The following is an 18,053-nucleotide window of genomic DNA, read 5'->3' on the forward strand; positions in this document are numbered from 1 at the left end:
GCGTGCCGTTCCGCTCCGCGGCCGCCTCAGGCCTGGATGCCGTCAGGTGCGTCGCGCAGGTTCGAGAATGTGACGGAAGCGTACAACCGCGATATCATCCAACCTCATACGGCTCAGTTCGCGAATGATAATGTCGTTTGCGGAAAGGTCGTCCCCGCGCTCACCGCGGCCCTCCGGCATCTACCACGCGTCTCGCTTCGTACATTGCTTGCCGGCCCGGCAGCGTCTAACGGCGCGTTCTCCGCAATGCCGGGTCGCAGGTAAGAGCGCTCCAACGTGAGTCGATGAGATGAACAGGCGACAATGGCTTGCCACCGCCACCGCCGCGACCGCGACGGTGGCGGTGGCGCCGCTCAGAACCGATGTTCATACGTTCGGCGCCCGCGGCGACGGCGTCGCCGACGATAGCGCCGCGATCCAAGCCGCTATCGATCATGTCGGCGCGCGGGGCGGCGGCGTGGTGTATCTGCCGCCGCCCAAGATGCACTACCGCATCTGCGCCGGCCTGCGACTATCATCCTACGTCGTGCTTGAGGGTGCCATACCGGCGCGCTATCCGTTCAACGCGGGCAATGCCGGCGCCTGCGCGCTGGTCGCGGATTTCGCCGATCCCTATCAATGGATCATCGAGCCGGCCACGCAGGTCGGCGGCCGCAGCGTGGCACATGATCGCCTCGTCGCTGGCGCCCTTCCCGACGGAGTCATGTATAATTGCGGCGTGCGCAACTTGCTGCTGTCCTCGAAGGGCAAGGTGCCATACGGCGGCATTCGGTTCCACGGCGCGCCGGGGTCATTTGTGGAAGGGGTGTCGATCGACCGCGTCGGTTGCGGACTGCTGGTGAATTACAGCTTCGGTGGCAACTACAGCGTCCAGGTCCATTCGCTCTATTATGGCGTGGCTGCCTGGGACGACGCCAACGCCAACGTGTTCGAGGTCTACTGCACGCATAGCGCACCATGGCCGCAGGACGTGCCGGCGTCCTATCGTTTGGCCTTCATGGCTCAGCTGGCGGGACATTACGCAGACACGTTGAAGCTGTCGAGCGACGAGCACGGGTCGCGTCCTTATGGTGTCCTGTGCGGGTCGATCGGCTCGACTTCTATTAACAACGTCTTCGACCTAGTCGTCGAGCAATTTCCTGGCGGCATCTTCCTGTTCAACGCTTATGCGGCGGATTTCCGCCGCTGCTACATCGAGAGCGACCGCGGGCGGATGGTCGGCGCGATTGCCGCGTCGCGCGCACGCTTCGGGATGCAGGCGCTACACGCTTATCTGTCAGGCGAGGGCGCAATTTTCGACCTCGGGATCGACGTGCTCGCACGCGTGTTCGCGAGCGGCATCCTAGACGCCGCGTCATTCGGCAAAGCGCCGGCCGCCGATGACACCTCCCTGCTGATCTTAGAGGGTCTCGATCCGGGGACGGCGGGCGCACCGCTGCAGCGCAACGTCCGTTACGCCGGTAGACCAACGCCGTGGATCGATCTCGCGTTGCGATCTGGGTGGCGCGCGGCGGGAGGCGATCATGAGCCGCCGGCGGTGCGGTTCGATCCCTGGTCCCATCAGGTGGAATTGAAGGGCACGATCACCGCGGGCCGTGACGGTCCCGGCTTCATCTTGCCAGAGTCATGTCGACCCACGCGACGAAGGCGCTATATGACCGCCGGTGCGCGCCTTGACGTGGGTCCGGACGGCATCGTCGGGATCGCTGCAGCAGACGGCACCGTTAGCCTCGACGGCATCGCTTTTTATCGTTGGTGAAGGTGATGCGTGATGGATGAGCCAACCACCAGCACTGTCACACCGGCGACGGCCAACGCCGGCCGGCCCGGCGGTCGGACGGAGGTGATCGCCGGCACGCCTTCCGCCGGATTGGACCCTAGCGGCGAGCAGGTGGTCGCGCTCACGGCCGCGCCGCGCGGCCGGCTTATCGCGTTGGTCGGGCGTTTCCGCGATCAGCTGGTCAACCTCACCGCGTTCACGCTGCTTCAGGCTGCCTCCTATCTGATCCCCGTGGTGACGATCCCGTACTTCGCGCGCATTTTGGGTATCGCCGGCCTGGGATTGCTCGCCGTATCGGGTGCGGTCGCGCTCGCGGCGGGTGTGGCGATGGACTATGCGGTCCAGCTGTCGGGGACGCGGTTCGCCGCCAGCCACGCCGACGATCCAGCCGCGATCAACCGCTATCTCGACGTGACGACGTTCCTGAAGTTGACGCTGCTCTGCCCGATCATGCTCGGTCTCGTCGGTGCGACGCTGGTGTCGGATCAAGTCGCCGCGCATTTCTGGGTCTTCTTCTGGTCGCTCGTCTCTGCCGCCACGATCTGCCTCTTCCCTCAATGGCTGTTCCAAGGGCTGTTGGCGATGCCGGTCGCCGCTCGCATCCTGGTGTCGTGTCGAGTCGGCTCGGCGGTTGGCGGGATGCTGCTGGTGCGGGGCGAGGCCGACACGTACGCGGTGCCAATGACGCAGGCGATCGGCGGCATGGTCGCGTTACTGGCAGCCGTGATCGCGCTGAGACGGCGCTACTCCATCGTCCCCGGGCGAGCGAGCGTGGCAGAGGCTCGCGCACTGCTGCGCGACAATTGGACGCTGTTCTCCGCCACAGCATGGGGCGCCGCCTACAGCCACGGCGGCATCATCATCATGAGCGCGCTGCTCTCGACGACCAGCATCGGATTTTACAGCATCGCCCAGAAAATCTCCCAGGCCTTCGTGTCGATGTTCAACGTGGCGGCGCAGACGGCCTTTCCGTCTTTCGTCCGCTCGCATCGACGTAACGCCGGCGAATTCCCGCGGCAGATCCTATTGTACATGACCGTCGTGATCGCCGGTTCGGCCGCCGCGCTCGCGATCATGTTCCTTGCGCGACACCCCATCTACGGCTTCTTCGCCGGCGAGCGAAATCAGTTGGGCGTCACCATCTTCGTGCTCTGGATGATTGCCTCGCTTTTCACCATCACGAGCGTGTCGCTCAACCCGGTCATGGTCGTGCTCCGACTCGACGGCGCGATGGCAAGCTTCTACAGGCTCACCGGTGTGACCTTCCTCGTCCTCGCCCCGCTCGCCTGCCACTATTTCGGTGTCGTCGGCATGGCCTCCGCCATGCTCCTTACCGAGGGGCTGATGGCTACGTTCTTCGCGATCAGCGTGCTGCGTGCGGCCCGGGCTACGCGCACGGCGCTGCCGCACTGATGTCGCGCGACAGGATCATGCGTAAGCTAGTTGCCGCACACGCGCGCGCGCGTTGCTGGCTGTTTCTGCGACCGCGGGTCACCGGACGACTCAAGCTACGCGGCGAGGTCGGTCGGATCCGGGTCCACCCAAGTTTCCGCTGCGATGGCGATTTGTGGCTGGGCGTTCACGCCTCGGCCGCCTCCATCGACATAGGCGCCGGGGTCAGCGCATCGGGCCCGCTCGTCATTACAGCGATACGGCCACTACACGTCGGATCGGGTGTCCTGTTCGGCCCCAACGTGCTGGTGACCGATCATTATCACGGTGACGTCCGCGACCCCTCACATCTGGGTATGACGCCGTCGCGGCGACCGCTCCACTCCCCCGGCGAGATCGTCATCGGCAGCGACGTCCAGCTCGGCGCCAACAGCGTCGTGCTGAGCCCGGCGCAGATCGGCAGCGGCGCAGTGGTGGCGGCGAACGCCGTGGTGAAGGGCCGGGTGCGCGAGCGGACGATATACAAGGGGCTGTCGTTGGCGCGCCAGCACGGCCAGACGAATGACGTCGCATCGGGAGGCTAAGCAGATGCAGGAAGGCTATTACGACCATTCGCGGCCGGAGGCGCTGGACCTGCTGCCGAGCTGTCCGCGCAGGATCCTCGATATCGGCTGCGGGCGCGGTGGCGTCACCCGTTCGCTGAAGCAACGGTGCCCGGGCGCGCAGAGCGTCGGGCTCGACCTGTTCCTGGATCCGTCGTTCGACTATGCCGCGATCTTCGACTCTTTCTCACAGGTTGACCTCGAACGAGACGAGCTGCCGGTCGACGTCGCCAGCTTCGACTTGGTGCTGTTGCTCGACGTTATGGAACATCTCCGCCAACCCGAGGGCCTGCTTGACAAGCTCGTCCCCGCCGCCGCGCCAGGCTGTTTGTTCCTCGTCTCGCTGCCCAACTTCCATTATTATTCGAACCTTCTGACGATCGTTCGCACTGGGCGATTTCGGTACACTGAAGCGGGCATCTTAGACCGCACCCACGTTCGCTTCTTCGGTCTTGACGACGCGCGCGAGCTGTTGACGAAGCAGCTGACGATCATCGCCGAGCGGCCGTTCAACCCGTTCGAGAACGTGAAGTCGCGCATCATCGGTCGCTTGCTGGGCGATAAGTACCGCGCGTACCAGAATATCTTCCTCTGCCGAAAGCCGTGACGTGAACGGCACGATCGTACTCTACTATAACGATGTTGCCTTCTCGCCGTCGGACGCTTTCCTTACCCGCGACTTCGGCCAGGTTCCCTTCGTGCTGTCCGAGCGCCACGGTAAGGACGTGGAGTTCGTGATCGGCGCGAGCACCGTAAACCCAGGCTACACCACTTTTCGTGGACGGAAAGTGTCGCAGTTCCGTAAGATCTTCAGTGCTCTGCCGGACAGGTTCGACGTTTTCAAAAATATCGCGCTCTACCGCCATCTGCTCAAGCGGCGCGACATCAGCCATCTGGTGCTGTTTCCGTTCACTCCCCCGACCGACGTGTTGGTCGCGCGACTGGCCAGGTTCGGCGCGCGAGCCAGTCGCCTGATCGTCAAGCTGGATACCAACGTCGAGTTCCTCGATCGCGTTTCCGCCGACTGGCGCAGCAGTCGTTTTTGGAATCGGCCGTTCCGCCAGTCCTTCTATTATCGCCAGTTGTTGCAGATGGCGGACGCGGTAATTTGCGAGACAAGCGGATGCGAAAAAATCCTCCGCGCTGGTTTCCTCGGGCTCGATCTCGGCGCCAAGCTGGTTAAAACGTTTAGCGGAGTCAGCGAGCGGTGGCTTGCGTCACTCGGCGTCGTCGCCCACCCGGGCGGCCCGCGCGAGAACAGAATTATCGTGTCAGGTCGCCTGTCGATACCGGTAAAATATACAAGTCTTATCTTCGATGCGGGGCCGCCGCCACCAGGGTGGACAATTGATTTCATCGGTGAAGTAGACGATGCGTTCGGGCGCGTGGTCGAGTCCTATCGTGCCGCCGACCCGCATTTCGACGATCATTATCGATTTCATGGCATTATCACCGACAAGAAGAGATATTACAATCTTCTCATGAATGCCCGTGCCTTGCTGATGAACTCGCGCGGTCCTGAAGGATTTCCCAACGTTTATGCCGACGCACATCTGTGCAGGCTCTTTATCGTAACCAGCGATATCGCCAGCTCCTACGATGCGACCGGCGACGGCCGCTGGGGCATCATCTACGAGCGCGAGAACGCGGACGCGCTGCGTGCGGCGCTCGCGGCGCTGCCCGCGGCGGTCGAGCGCTACGACCGTGAACCCAGCGTCGAGCCGCATCGCCGCGCGTTCATCTGGGAGTACTCGCTCGCTCAGCCCGTGCTAGACCGGCTCTTCCCCATCTCGCCAAATCTCGAGCCACCCAGCGCATGACTGCCGTCATCTTCACCATTTGTGCTCAAAACTATATCGGCCTCGCGAACGTCTTGCGCCGCTCCGTAGTCGAGCATAGTCGCGGCGTCGACTTTCGCGTCTATGTCGTCGACGAGGCGCCAGGCGACCTGGTTCGCGATACCTCGATCCTCTCGGCGCGACAGGTGCTGAGCGGCCTGATCCCGCCGCATGAATACGACAACATGGCGTTCATGTACGACGTCACGGAATTTTGCACATCGATTAAGGCCGCTTGCTTTCAGCACGCCTTCGGCGACGGCTACGAATCGTGCATCTACATGGATCCCGACATCTTCTTGGTAGCGGACGTCGAACATATCCTAACCGCTCTCGACGGGCGAGATATTTTGATAACGCCGCATCTATGCGTTGCCTCGGCGCAGCAGGGTCCGCGGCGCGACGCTGGCATTCTGGCAACGGGGGTCTACAATCTGGGATTCATAGCGCTCGCTGCCGGCGAGGTCGCGCGCTCATTCCTCAGATGGTGGCACGAACGACTGCGGTCACAAGCATTCAACGATCACTACAGCGCGCTCTACACGGACCAGCGCTGGATCGACTTCGTCCCTTCCCTGTTTCCAGAGAAGTCAGTGCAGGTATGGCGACATCTCGGCTGCAATGTCGCGCCGTGGAACTACCACGAGCGACGGGTGACGCAGCGCGGCGAGGGGTTTGAGATCGTCCCTAGATCGACCTCGGCCACGTTGGTCGATGCCGCGGTCCCACTGATCTTCCTTCATTTCTCCGGGTTCGACTTCCGGCGCATATTGGATGGCACCTTCGACCAATTGAACCTCGCGGATGCGACGGTGTTCCCCGACGTCACGCCGATTTACAATCGCTACGGTGCGGCGATCCGCGCGAACGCGGGAGAGATGGTGCACTATCTCGCGCTGCCGTACGGCTATGCGACCTTTGCCGACGGCACGGCGGTACTGCCGAGCCACCGCCGCCTCTTCCGTGTCTGGCGCGAGCGGCACGGCGACGCCGTCGACCCGTTCGGCGTCGGCCCTGACAGCCTGTACCACGCGTTGAAGACGCGCAAGCTACTCGGTCAGCGCGACGGGCAGGCACTCGCCGCCGACAAGGCCACCGCCCGCACCCTGCCCAACGCGGACGGCCTGCTCCGTCACGCACAGCGACTCTTCAACCTGCTCTATCGCTTGCTCGGGCGATCGCGCTTCATCTTGCTGATCCGGAGTTTGAATCGCCTGTCGCGGATCGAGCAGCATTACGACACCTTCGGCATGGACGATGCCGCCATCACGCCGGTGATGCAGGAACCTGCGCGATGAGGGAGGTACTCCGACAAATCTGGGTCGAGGGACAGGCTTACCTGTTCCTCTACGTGATGTTTGCCGCCGCTATGGTCCTAGAATCGGCTTATGAAAGTGAGCGATTCAGCCGCGCGCTCGGACGCATCTGCATCGCGACTCTCATCTTGTTCATCGGCTTGCGCTGGGAGACCGGCACCGACTGGCTGGCCTACCTCCGCATCTTCCTTACGCCATCATCCAGCGGCGAATATGACGCCGTCGTTTTCGGTATCGATCAGGGGTATCTCTACCTCAATCAGGTAGTTTTTCGCCTTACGTCAGACTACACCTACTTCCTTCTGCTCGATGCCTTTGTTGCCCTGGTCGCAGTTTACTACTTCATCGAACGAAGCACGCGCCTGCCAGCGATGGGTGTCTATCTCTTCTACACGTCCTACGCGATCACCCACTTCATGGGCAGCAACCGCCGGATGTTGGCGATTGGGCTAGCGTGCATCGGCTTCCTCCACATGTTACGGCCGCGTCGGTTGTGGCAGGGCTGGCCGCATTGGATGTTGCCGTTCGCGGGTGCAGCGGCGTTTCACCGCACCTCGCTGATGGCGATACCGGCCCTCCTCGTCCCAAGGCGCGCCTGGCCCGCCGGCTGGGTCATCGGCGGCTTGCTCACTTGCGTCGTCCTCGGCGTCTCGGGGGTGCCGTTCGCCGCGCTCGAGGCGCTTGGCAATGCGCTCTCGCAATTCGCCCACATCACCGTGGTCGACAAACTACTCTTCTACACTTCGGGCGGTGACTCGCAGTCGGTCGCGACGTTCGACGTGATGGGTCAGGCGCTGCTCGGTGTCGCAAAGCGAAGCACCATCTTGGTCATCTTCATCGCTTTCATGCGATGGCACACGCCAGACGAGTACGCTCAGCGGCTATACAACATCTACGTGATCGGTTGCGGAATATACTTCCTTCTGATCGGTTCCCCAGTGTTCCAGGTGACGAGCACCTATTACACGATCGTCGAAGTGGTTCTACTGCCGATAATCCTTTCGCAGGTACCGCAGTACAAAGTACCTTATATCATGTACCTGCTGATCGTGCCATTCTTCCTCCTGATCAGCGCACTCAGCCCGTATATGGAACTCTACGTTCCATATCGCTCGATCTTCACGACTTATTAGGCGCTGAAGTCGCCATAGCGCTGCCGCGCCGCACGGTTTCGGGTGGTTCGCATCGGATCTACCACCCAGCCGAATTTGTTAAAATAGCGCACTGCGGAGTGGATGTGCGTCAACATGAGGCGGCTGAGCCGATAGGAACCGCGGGCGTGCGCGTGCGTGATCTTAGCCGCCGGCACGTAGATCGTGCGCCCTCGATCGCCGAGGCGCCGAACCAAATCGATGTCCTCCATGTACATGAAATAGCGCTCGTCGAAACCGCCGATCGAGCGGAACGCGGCCGATCGGACGCCGAGGAAGCATCCTGAGAGGTTAGGGATGTCAATCAGCCCGTCACGCGGAAGATCTCTGAACTCATAACCGCGATCGAGCCGCTCCCGCAGTACTGACGAGGGCACGAACCGTCGCCCGATCAGTTGCATCGGCGTTGGCAACGCCTTGCATAGATGCTGCTGCCGACCCGCCTGATCGTAGATCGCCGGCATCACGGCGGTTACACGGGTGTCGGCGCGGAACGCATTGACCAGCGTACGGATCACGGATGGGGCGAACTGGACATCCGGGTTGACAATGAAATGCGCGTCGGACGCGGCCGCGACGGCCGCGAAGGCCCGATTGTGGCCGGCGCCGAAGCCGATGTTGGCACCCACGTGATCGTAGATGATCTGCGGATGGTCGAACAGCGCACTGGTCAATGGGGCGGGTGAGTTGTCTACGATGGCCAGTCGCACCGGCGTGTCTGCCCCGAGGACAGAGCGGATCGCCTCCTCGTAGACCGCAGGACTGTTTCGGTAGAGTACTAGGGAAGCGGTAATCTTCATGTCGGGCGCAGGTCCTCTCGGCGCAGCCAGGCGATGCTTGCCTCATAATCATCGGTCATTGCGGCTGGCAGCCCGAAGATTGGCCGCGCGACCTGCGCTCCCGGCCGAAGCGCGCTCACCAACGCGTCGGCGAGCGCGTTCACGTCCGCGTAGAAGATCGCCGCCTCGCCGTAGAACTCGCGGAACACGGCCGCTTCGACGAGCCAGCACGGCACTCCAGCGGCCAGCGCGAGCGCGGCCGGTCGGCTGAAGCCCTCACGCGATGCTGCCGAGGCGAGGATATCGATCGCACCGATAAATGACGTCAGCTCATGCGCGCGACTGTCGCACACGACGATGGACAACGTAGGGAAAGCGGCGACCAGCCCGTCGACATAGGGATTGGGCTGGCCATACAGCAGCAGCCGAAGTCGCGCCGCGTCGGGCAAGGCTGCCAGCGCAGTGAACAGAGCGGCATAGTTCTTCTTGGACGAGTCGGTGCCGAACAGCCCGATCGCGGGTCGCGCTGGCACCGCCAAGGCGCCCCGCCGCGACGTGACCTGCTCGGTTGGTACCAGATTGGGGGTGGCGTGCCGCCTCGTCGCCGGCACCCCACAGCGTTGCAGGAAGGCGAGCGCATCACTTCGATTGATGTAGCCCGCGTGTGCCCGCGCGCTTCGCATGGCCAGCGCGAAGAGCCCCGTCTTGACGGCACCGGTGCGACCCTCGAAGGGATAGGTGTCGTGGACGACGACGAGCTGCTTGCCGCAGCCAGGGATCGGGTGCGGTGAGGGCGTGAACGTCATCTCGCCGCGCCGCGACGCGCGCCAGACCGCACACCCTGCCGCGACCGGACCCGCTAGCCGCGTCACCGCCGAGAACCCACGGCGGTCGAGCACCGCGGCCTGTTCGGCCGTGCGGACCAGGATCACCGAGGTGACGTCGCGCAGCGCCTCGATATAATCGAGGGCAAAGTAGAACAGGCCGTTGGTCGTCCTGATAAAGCTCAGGTTGATCAGCATGGCGCCGCCGCCGCATGGCCCAGCGCCTGCGCGTAGAGCGCGACCACGTGCGCCCAATCGCGCGGCAGCGTGGCTGCGATATAGCGCCGCCCGGCAGCGTTGATCTCAGCCGCACGCTCATCTGTCATCGCCAGTGCGCCGAGCAGCACGTCGACGTCGGCGAGCGTGCCGTCGCAGGCGATCACCGCTGGACGCAGCGCATGAGGCGTCGCGTCGCCGATCCGTGTCGCCACAAGCGCGTCATTGCCGAGCGCGGCGAGCACACTGCCCCGCCTCGCCGAAACGCCGTCGGGGAACGGCAAATAGAGAAGGCGGACCTGCCGAAGCAGTCGTGCCGCCGCCTCGTCGTCGCGTCCCAGCATCATCGCGCAGCCGATCTCGTTGCAACGGCGAGTTACCATCGCGCCGAAGGCCTCGTATCCGGCGGGAATTTCGCCGATCATAGCGAGTGACGCGGTCGGCGCGCGCGCGCGTAGCGCCTGCATCACATCGAGAAACACCTCAAGCCCCTTGTTCGGTCGAATGTGACCGAAATAGGCAAGGTCGATCGGACGGCGCTCGACACTTGACGAAGCGGATCCAAACGGGATGTTGCTTATAATCCCGACGACCGACGTCGGCACCGATCCCGAGAACAGCGGGTGGCGGCGGGCGCGATCGCGCTCCGCCTCGGTGGTGAAGATGACGCGGCCGACCACGTGCGAGGCAAGCGCGAGCGCGGCCTGCGATTTCCGGGACAAGGACGAGAATTCGTGCAACGCGAAGGTCACTGTGCCGCGCCGCGCCAGCGTGAAGGCGATTGCGACGAAGTGCGGTATGATGCTCCAGCCGTAACCCTGTGTCGGATATTGAACGACGACATCGGCGGGCTTGAGTGCGAAAAGCCGCCGTAGGATGCCGGGAGCCGCCGCGGCGGACCAATCGCGCTCGACGAGGATGTGCCAATGCGGCGGTGCTGCCGCCATGAGCCGACCAGTATAGTCACCGACTCCGCACACGTCCGGCGGGTAGGAGCCGCTGACGATCACCGTCGTCGGGCGATCCCGCGTCGCCCCCTCGATCGGTGGCACGTCAGCGAGCCCCGTGGCCGGTGATCATGGTCCGAGCGGTGCGCACGGCGATCAACAGATCGAGCCAAAAGGAGAAATTTTTCACATAGTAGAAATCCAGGTGCAGCTTTTCCTGAACGTCGGCAACATCGGTGACATGCCCCTGGTTGATCTGCGCCCATCCGGTCACGCCGGGCCTTATCAAGTGCCTGTAATGATAGAAGGGTATTTCTTTCTCATACCATCTGCTGAGTGCCTCAGCCTCCGGTCGCGGGCCGATCAAGCTCATCTCGCCCTTCACGATGTTGAAGAGCTGCGGCAGCTCATCGAGTCGCGACCGCCGGAGGAAACCACCCAGACGAGTGATCCGCGGATCGTCCACCTTCGTCATCGCGGCCTGTCTCATTTGATCGTCCGACCCCGCGGTGGGCTGGGCGCCGGTACGCATGGTCCGGATCTTATACACAGTGAAGGAACGCCCGCGGTGGCCGGTGCGACGCTGGCGAAAGAGCGCCGGCCCTGGGGAGTCGAGCCGCACGAGAAGGCAAGTGAAGGCGATCACCGGACACAGCAACGCCAGAAGCACCGCCGCCGCGACACCGTCGACGACCGCCTTGATTTTGAGGTAGACGTCATTAGGGTTCAGCGATCCAAGAGTGTTTTCCGAAAGATGATGGATCTCCACTCGGCCGGAAATCTGCTCTAGCGCTTGTCGAAAATGGTAGACAGGGATACCGTTGAGCACGAAGCGCGTGATCTGCGCGTCCCACGCCGCGTCATGCTCGCCGTGCAGATCGGCCACAATGGCGTCGACGTCTCCCGCGGGCGAGTCGTTCGCAGGCGTCAGATGAACCCAGTCGACCGTCGGGAAATCGGGAAGCTTCTGCGTTCGCGCGCTCGGCACCACGCCGAGACGAAGCCGCCGCGCGACCGTCACCTTCTGGTGGATCGCGAGGTATACCAGAACCGAGAGAACGTAACTGCTTAGAAACTGGACGCGACTATAGTCGATCCGCATCATGAAGAAGGCCACCGCCAGAAAGCCAAACATGGCGGTCAGCGACATGACGACATAACCGCCCGCAGCGATGCCGGGGAAGACATGCATGCGTCGATAGCCGAGGACGCCAAGGAGCAGCGCGATGCACCCTCCCAGCGCGGTGTTGTACTGCGTGGGCTGGGTGAGTGCGATCCCCGTCGTGACTTGCCGGGTAAGCATCGGGCACAGAATCGCCACGATGAGACCAGTGAGAACCATGTAGCGCAGTCGCAGCAGCCGGTGGGGTGCCGTGCGCGCGGGACTCTGATGGGCGTCAGACAACGGTCCGGTATGAGCCTGGGGCCGCGAGGGGGGTTGAAAGTGAAGAGTCATGGTCGAAGCACGTTTGCCCGGGTCAACGGTTAGGTGGCTCTTAGGCGCGACGTGCCGCGGCAACAAGTCGGGGCTTCAGCCGCGGACCCCCGACGACATAGCTGCGCCGTCCTCGCGCCATATTCCTTTCCATCGATCGATCGCATAAGCGAACTGGCATGATGATCCGCGCGCGCCGCCTGCCCACCCCCAGCCTCCCACTCTTGCTCCTGATCATTCTGTTCGCGACGCTTTGGCTCGGCGGTGGCGCATCGCGGGCGGACGCGCTGGGGCAGGCGCTGGTGAGGAGTATGGCCTGGGCTTTGCTGGGAGCGACGATCCTGTTCGGCCCGCGCCCGCGCCTCGGAGAGGCGCGGCCTGTGCTGCTCCTGCTTGTCGCGGCGGTCTTGTTGAGCCTGCTTCAACTGGTGCCACTGCCCCCACCCCTCTGGCAGACATTGCCGGGTCGCGGCGTGCTGACAGAGGCCGCTGCGAGCAGCGGTCAGGCGCAGCCGTGGCGTCCACTCGCCATCGTCCCTGGGGCAGCGGCAAACGCGGTCGCTTCGCTGGTCGTCCCGATCGCAACCTATGTCCTGATCGTCAGCTTGCGTCCGGAGGAACGTCGGTGGCTGCCCCGATTGATGCCCGCCCTCGTCGTCGCAGGCGCGCTGGTCGGGCTGCTGCAATTCTCGGGCGTCCACTTCAACAATCCGTTGATCAACGACACCGTTGGCGAAGTCAGCGGCCCCTTTGCCAACCGCAACCATTTCGCACTGTTCGTTGCGATGGGCTGCACGATGGTACCGACATGGGCGTTCCTAGACGGTCGCTCGCCGCACTGGCGCGCCCCGGTGGCGCTGGGGCTTAGCGTCTTGCTCGCGTTGATCATCCTGTCCAGCGGCTCGCGTGCGGGCCTGGCGCTCGGCGCCGTCGGACTCGTTTGCGGTCTTCTGATCGCGCGCAAAGATATTCGCCGCCTGCTTGCGCGCTATCCACGTTGGGTCTTCCCCTCGCTGGTCGCCGCGATCGTCGGGCTGATCGCGATCTTTGTCCTCATCAGCGTCGCCGCAGACCGCGCGGTGGCGATCAATCGCGCGCTGGCTATGGATCCCGCGCAGGACATGCGGAGCCGCGGCCTTCCCATAGTGTGGGACATGGTCGCCACCTATTTCCCAGCCGGGTCTGGCCTCGGCGGCTTCGATCAGCTCTTCCGCCTGCACGAACCCTTTGCCTTGCTCAAGCCGACCTATTTCAACCACGCGCATAACGACTGGCTCGAGATCGTGCTGGATGCCGGGGCGGCGGGTGCGCTGCTGCTCGGCGCCGCGGTGGCGTGGTGGGGCTGGGCCAGCGTACGGGCTTGGCGCGGCCAGACGTCAGGCTCGGTGATGCAGGGACGGCTCGGCTCCACGCTGATCGGCATGATCTTGCTCGCCAGCCTGTTCGACTATCCGGCGCGTACTCCGATGGTCATGGCGATCCTCGTCGTGGCGGCGCGATGGATGTGCGGCGAGCCCGAGGCGGCCTCGACCTCAGCTTTACCGCGCGATGGACGCCATCTATAGCGACATCGTTCACCCCCCTTCACTCCTGGAACGTCTCGAGCGCATGCGCAGTTTCTTAACGGTGGTTCTGATCGCCGGCACCTTGTCGGGCTGCGCGGGCCGGCAGCCGCTACAGTCTTCTTCTCGGTTGACCGTGGTCGAGAACAGCAGTTCGCTGCCCGCCCCGAATCGCAACGATCTCACCGCGGGTGACCGGCCATCGCTGATCGGTCCGCTCGACACCATCCAGGTCGACGTGTTCAACGTACCTGACCTCAGCCGCGACATGCAGGTGGACGCGAGTGGCCGCATCTCGATGCCGCTCGCCGGCACGATCGAGGCGAGCGGGAGGACCGCGGAGGAACTCGCAAGATCGATTGAGGCGGCGCTGCGCGGGCGCTACGTTCGCAACCCGGAAGTGACCGTAAACATCCGTAATTCGGTAAGCCAAGTCGTCACAATCGATGGTCAGGTCGTCGAGCCGGGGCTGTATCCGGTGACCAATCAGATGACTTTGTTGCGCGCGATCGCGTCGGCGAAAGGCATGTCGGAATATGCTCGCGAGGACGACGTCGTCGTGCTGCGAACCGTTGCCGGGCGCAAGATGGCCGGACTGTACAATGTTTCCGCGATCCGGCGTGGACAGTACGACGATCCGTCGATCTATGCCAATGACGTGATCGTCGTCGGTGATTCTCCACAGCGCCGCCTGTTCCGCGACTTCGTCTCACTGTCGCCGCTGATCGCCGGCCCATTGATCGCGATTCTACAGTAAGGTCGCTGAAAGAATGAACATAGTCACATCCTCGCTGCGTGGTGGCGTCCCAACCGCTGACATCGCGATTGCGACGCCGCGCGGGATTGAGGGGGAGCAGATCCCGGTCATTCGGCAATATCTCCGGATCGCCACCCGGTGGCGCTACGTCATCATCGGTGCGGTAGGGGCCTGCGTGCTGCTGGGTCTGATCGCGACGCTGTTAATGACGCCTAAATATACCGCCGAGACGACCGTCGAGATCTCGCGCGAGTCTAACAAAGTCACGGACTTCCAAGGTGTCGAGCGCGAGGCGAGTGTCGCGGATCAGGAGTTCTATCAGACGCAGTACGGCCTATTGAAGTCGCGGTCGTTGGCGGAGCGCGTCGCGACGCAGCTCCGCCTAGTCGACGATCCTAAGTTCTTCGACCTGTTCGGGGTATCTAGCAACGATCCGGCCTTTCAGCTGGTCAACGGACGATATCCGGCCAACGGTCGCGCAGCGCGGCAGCGTGCCGCCGGCGGCCTTCTGATGAAGCAGGTTGAGATATCGCCGACCCGCTTGTCGCGGCTCGTCGACATTCGATTTACGAGCCCAGACCCGGACTTCTCCGCGCGAGTCGCTAACGCTTGGGCGGAAGGGTTCATCCAGACCAACCTGGAGCGCAAGATCCAGGCGACGTCGTACGGTCGGAACCTGCTGCAGCGGCAGCTCGCCCAGTTCAAGGAGAAGTTGGACGAATCGCAGCGGCAGTTGGTGGCGTATGCGTCGGCGCAGCGGATCATCAACATTCCGGGTCAGTCCAGCGACGGTCGTTCGTCGTCCGAGCGATCGATCGTCGCCGACGATCTGGCAGCGCTTAACGGATCGCTGACGCAGGCGACCGCCGACCGGATACAGGCGCAGGCTCGCTTCGAACAGAGCGGTCGCGGCGGCGCTTCGCCCGAGGCGCTGCGCAACCAAGCGATCAACACTCTGCGGCAGAAACGCGCCGAATTGGCCGCCGAGTACGAGCGACTGATGACGCAGTTTGAGCCCGGCTATCCCACGGCAGTCGCAATTAAGTCGCAGATCAATCAGCTGGACCGCTCGATCGCGCGGGAGGAAAGTCGCGTCTCGGGTTCGCTCCTCGCCGACTATCGTCAGGCGCAAGAGCGGGAGCGCGCCCTTCAACGTAAGGTGGAAGAGCTAAAGACCAGCTTCCTCGATCTGCGTCGGCGCAGCATCCAGTATAACATTTTTCAGCAAGAGGTCGATACCAACCGCGCGTTGTACGATGGCCTGCTCCAGCGCTTCAAAGAGATCGGTGTCGCCGGTGGTGTCGGGGTCAACAACGTCTCAGTCGTTGATGCCGCTGACGTACCTCAGCGCCCCTCCAGCCCGCGCCTGCTCGTCAATCTGGCGGCATCACTGCTCGCGGGTCTGGCACTGGGTGCGATGGCGGCCTTCGCGCTGGAGCAGATCGATGAGGCGATAGCCGATCCGGCGGAAGTGGAGCGGCGGCTTGGCCTGCCGCTGCTGGGATCGGTGCCCAAGGTGGAGAGCGGTACGCCCAAGGACGCGCTGCTCGATCGCAAATCCGATCTCTTCGACGCGTATCTCGCGGTCCAGACCAACTTAGCCTTCACGACCGAACACGGCGTACCGCGATCCTTCGCCGTCACCTCGACTCGCCCTGCCGAAGGCAAGTCCACGACCGCGCTGGCGCTAGCCACCACTCTGGCTCGCGCGCAACGCCGCGTCATCCTCGTAGATGGCGACATGCGGTCGCCCTCGATCCATCATCTGGGCGGTGTGGATCACGACAGGGGCCTCAGCAACTTTCTAACCGGGCAGGATGAACTGGAAAGTCTCACGTTCCCGATGAGGGAACTTGGGTTCACCGCGATGTCGGCCGGACCGATACCGCCCAACGCGGCCGAGCTGCTGACCGGACATCGGCTCTCACTCCTGATTGAGCGGCTGCTTGAGAGCTACGATCACGTCGTGATCGACTCGCCACCGGTGATGGGGTTGGCCGATGCGCCACTCATCGCGAGCAAAGTCGAGGGCGTGATCTACGCCGTCGAGTCGCACGGCATTCGATCGAGCATGGTAAAGACGGCTCTATTGCGCCTCGCCGGCGCACATGCCCGCGTCATCGGCGGGGTCCTCACCAAGTTCGAGGCTCGCAAGGCTCATTACGGTTATGGCTACGAATATGGCTATGGCTACGGTCGTGCCGATCGGAAGGAGGCCTCGCGCAGCTGATGCCGCGCCAGTCGTCCATCCGCCATCGTTCGGTATCCGAATGGGCCGTGCGCGGTGCTGCCGCAGCCTGCGCCGGCGTGCTAGCCTATGTCAGTGTCACCGCAACGCTCGGCTATACCTATCGCAACCGGGCGCCGGAGCGAGCGCATCGGCTCGCGGGATGGGACGGCCGCGTCACCGCCGTGCTCGCGGCGCGCCTGGCTGGGCTCGACGGCGGAACGCCGAACCCACGCGCAGCCGCCCGACTGGCGCGTGAGGCACTCCGCCAGGACCCGACCGCCGTCACGGCCGCGGCGGCACTCGGCCTCGTCGCAGACATGGACGGCCAGCACCAGGTCGCCGCTCGCCTCTTCGACTATGCGGAAACCCTGTCGCGGCGCGACCTCCCGACGCAATTATGGAAGATCGAGGCCGCAGTCGGTCGCGGCGAGGTGGCTGAGGCAATGCGCCACTATGACATCGCGCTGCGAACGTCTCGCCACGCGCCCGACCTCCTGTTTCCGGTCCTGGTCGCTGCGATGGCCGATCCGCCGGTGCGCACCGAACTGGTCCGCACCTTCCTGCGTCGCCCCGCATGGGGGCCATTGTTCGTCGAATATGCCGCGGGCAGCAGTCCCGATCCGGAGGTGACCTCGCAGCTTTTCCAAGACCTGCAGCGGAACGGCATCAGTCCGGCTCCGGTCGCCCAGACCGTCCTAGTCGACACACTCGCATCGCGTGGCGCCTTTCAGGACGCGTGGCGATACTATCAGGTCTTCCGCCCGAAAGTGGACCGGCGCCGCTCGCGCGACCCGCGCTTTTCCGCCGATATAGCGCTGCCGACGGTGTTTGACTGGCGCATCGTGAGCGACACCGGTGTGAGCGCGTCGCTCCAACGCGGTGACCAGGGCGGTCTCCTCGACTTCGCCGCACCAGCCTCGCTCGGCGGGGCGGTGGCACAGCAGAAGCAGTTCCTTCCGCCGGGGCGATACCGCCTGTCGGGGCAGGCGGGAGGGTTGGCGGGGGCGACCGGGCCCGACGCTTATTGGGTGATGACCTGCCCCGACGGGCGCGAACTCGGCCGCGTCGACATCCACGGCCCCGGCGGGTTCGCGGGGACGATCGAGGTGCCCGACGACTGTGTCGCGCAGACGCTCACGCTGATGCTGCGACCATCCGATATGCCATCTGGCATTGCTGGCCAAATCCTGCGAGCAGAAGTGGTGCCGTCATGAGAATGCGTCG

The 18,053-nt window shown here is 63.7% G+C and carries 15 protein-coding genes; 11 read left to right on the top strand and 4 right to left on the bottom strand.

The window, feature by feature from the left end; translation table 11 throughout:
* Window positions 1-289 precede the first annotated feature (289 nt).
* From KZ813_RS07835 to KZ813_RS07865, 7 genes are all read left to right on the top strand, one after another.
* On the top strand, window positions 290-1,759 hold the full coding sequence (locus KZ813_RS07835) for a glycosyl hydrolase family 28-related protein (RefSeq protein ID WP_219754416.1): 1,470 nt from the start codon (window positions 290-292) through the stop codon (window positions 1,757-1,759).
* A 12-nt stretch (window positions 1,760-1,771) separates the two neighbouring features.
* A complete protein-coding gene (locus KZ813_RS07840) occupies window positions 1,772-3,193 on the top strand; it encodes an oligosaccharide flippase family protein (protein ID WP_219754417.1) in 1,422 nt (473 codons plus the stop codon).
* A 335-nt stretch (window positions 3,194-3,528) separates the two neighbouring features.
* The gene (locus tag KZ813_RS07845; RefSeq protein ID WP_219754418.1) at window positions 3,529-3,756 is read left to right on the top strand and encodes a DapH/DapD/GlmU-related protein; all 228 of its coding nucleotides are present in this window, start codon (window positions 3,529-3,531) and stop codon (window positions 3,754-3,756) included.
* A gap of 4 nt (window positions 3,757-3,760) precedes the next feature.
* A complete protein-coding gene (locus tag KZ813_RS07850; protein ID WP_219754419.1) occupies window positions 3,761-4,381 on the top strand; it encodes a class I SAM-dependent methyltransferase in 621 nt (206 codons plus the stop codon).
* 1 nt (window position 4,382) lies between these two features.
* Window positions 4,383-5,594 carry a glycosyltransferase gene (locus KZ813_RS20355; RefSeq protein ID WP_219754420.1) on the top strand — a complete coding sequence of 404 codons (1,212 nt, stop codon included), beginning with the start codon at window positions 4,383-4,385 and terminating at the stop codon, window positions 5,592-5,594.
* Window positions 5,591-6,910: a hypothetical protein gene (locus KZ813_RS07860; protein WP_219754421.1), complete on the top strand. Its 1,320-nt coding sequence runs from the start codon at window positions 5,591-5,593 to the stop codon at window positions 6,908-6,910. Before KZ813_RS20355 ends, KZ813_RS07860 begins: the two co-directional genes overlap by 4 nt.
* The gene (locus tag KZ813_RS07865) at window positions 6,907-8,061 is read left to right on the top strand and encodes an EpsG family protein (protein WP_219754422.1); all 1,155 of its coding nucleotides are present in this window, start codon (window positions 6,907-6,909) and stop codon (window positions 8,059-8,061) included. Before KZ813_RS07860 ends, KZ813_RS07865 begins: the two co-directional genes overlap by 4 nt.
* Here KZ813_RS07865 and KZ813_RS07870 read toward each other — a convergent pair.
* The 4 genes from KZ813_RS07870 to KZ813_RS07885 all read right to left on the bottom strand — a co-directional run bounded on the left by KZ813_RS07870 (window position 8,058) and on the right by KZ813_RS07885 (window position 12,250).
* Window positions 8,058-8,879 (bottom strand): glycosyltransferase, encoded by an 822-nt coding sequence (locus KZ813_RS07870; RefSeq protein ID WP_219754423.1) that lies wholly within the window; start codon window positions 8,877-8,879, stop codon window positions 8,058-8,060. The two genes, KZ813_RS07865 and KZ813_RS07870, sit on opposite strands and share 4 nt — an antisense overlap.
* A complete protein-coding gene (locus tag KZ813_RS07875) occupies window positions 8,876-9,880 on the bottom strand; it encodes a glycosyltransferase (protein WP_219754424.1) in 1,005 nt (334 codons plus the stop codon). Before KZ813_RS07875 ends, KZ813_RS07870 begins: the two co-directional genes overlap by 4 nt.
* The gene (locus KZ813_RS07880) at window positions 9,874-10,845 is read right to left on the bottom strand and encodes a glycosyltransferase family protein (protein ID WP_219754425.1); all 972 of its coding nucleotides are present in this window, start codon (window positions 10,843-10,845) and stop codon (window positions 9,874-9,876) included. Before KZ813_RS07880 ends, KZ813_RS07875 begins: the two co-directional genes overlap by 7 nt.
* A gap of 106 nt (window positions 10,846-10,951) precedes the next feature.
* A complete protein-coding gene (locus KZ813_RS07885; RefSeq protein WP_219754426.1) occupies window positions 10,952-12,250 on the bottom strand; it encodes a sugar transferase in 1,299 nt (432 codons plus the stop codon).
* 209 nt (window positions 12,251-12,459) lie between these two features.
* Between KZ813_RS07885 and KZ813_RS07890 the strand changes: the two genes are divergently transcribed.
* Genes KZ813_RS07890 through KZ813_RS07905 form a run of 4 tightly spaced genes read left to right on the top strand, consistent with a single transcriptional unit; the run spans window position 12,460 to window position 18,043 of the window.
* A complete protein-coding gene (locus KZ813_RS07890; protein ID WP_219754427.1) occupies window positions 12,460-13,845 on the top strand; it encodes an O-antigen ligase family protein in 1,386 nt (461 codons plus the stop codon).
* Window positions 13,829-14,599 (top strand): polysaccharide biosynthesis/export family protein, encoded by a 771-nt coding sequence (locus KZ813_RS07895; RefSeq protein ID WP_258046538.1) that lies wholly within the window; start codon window positions 13,829-13,831, stop codon window positions 14,597-14,599. Before KZ813_RS07890 ends, KZ813_RS07895 begins: the two co-directional genes overlap by 17 nt.
* A 13-nt stretch (window positions 14,600-14,612) precedes the next feature.
* Entirely contained in the window at window positions 14,613-16,829 is a 2,217-nt protein-coding gene (locus tag KZ813_RS07900) for a GumC family protein (protein ID WP_219754428.1), read from the top strand.
* Complete coding sequence (locus KZ813_RS07905) at window positions 16,829-18,043, top strand: hypothetical protein (RefSeq protein ID WP_219754429.1); 1,215 nt, start codon at window positions 16,829-16,831, stop codon at window positions 18,041-18,043. Before KZ813_RS07900 ends, KZ813_RS07905 begins: the two co-directional genes overlap by 1 nt.
* The last annotated feature ends 10 nt before the right edge of the window (window positions 18,044-18,053 follow it).

The organism is Sphingomonas folli (assembly GCF_019429525.1).
Taxonomy (GTDB): Bacteria; Pseudomonadota; Alphaproteobacteria; order Sphingomonadales; family Sphingomonadaceae; genus Sphingomonas; species Sphingomonas folii.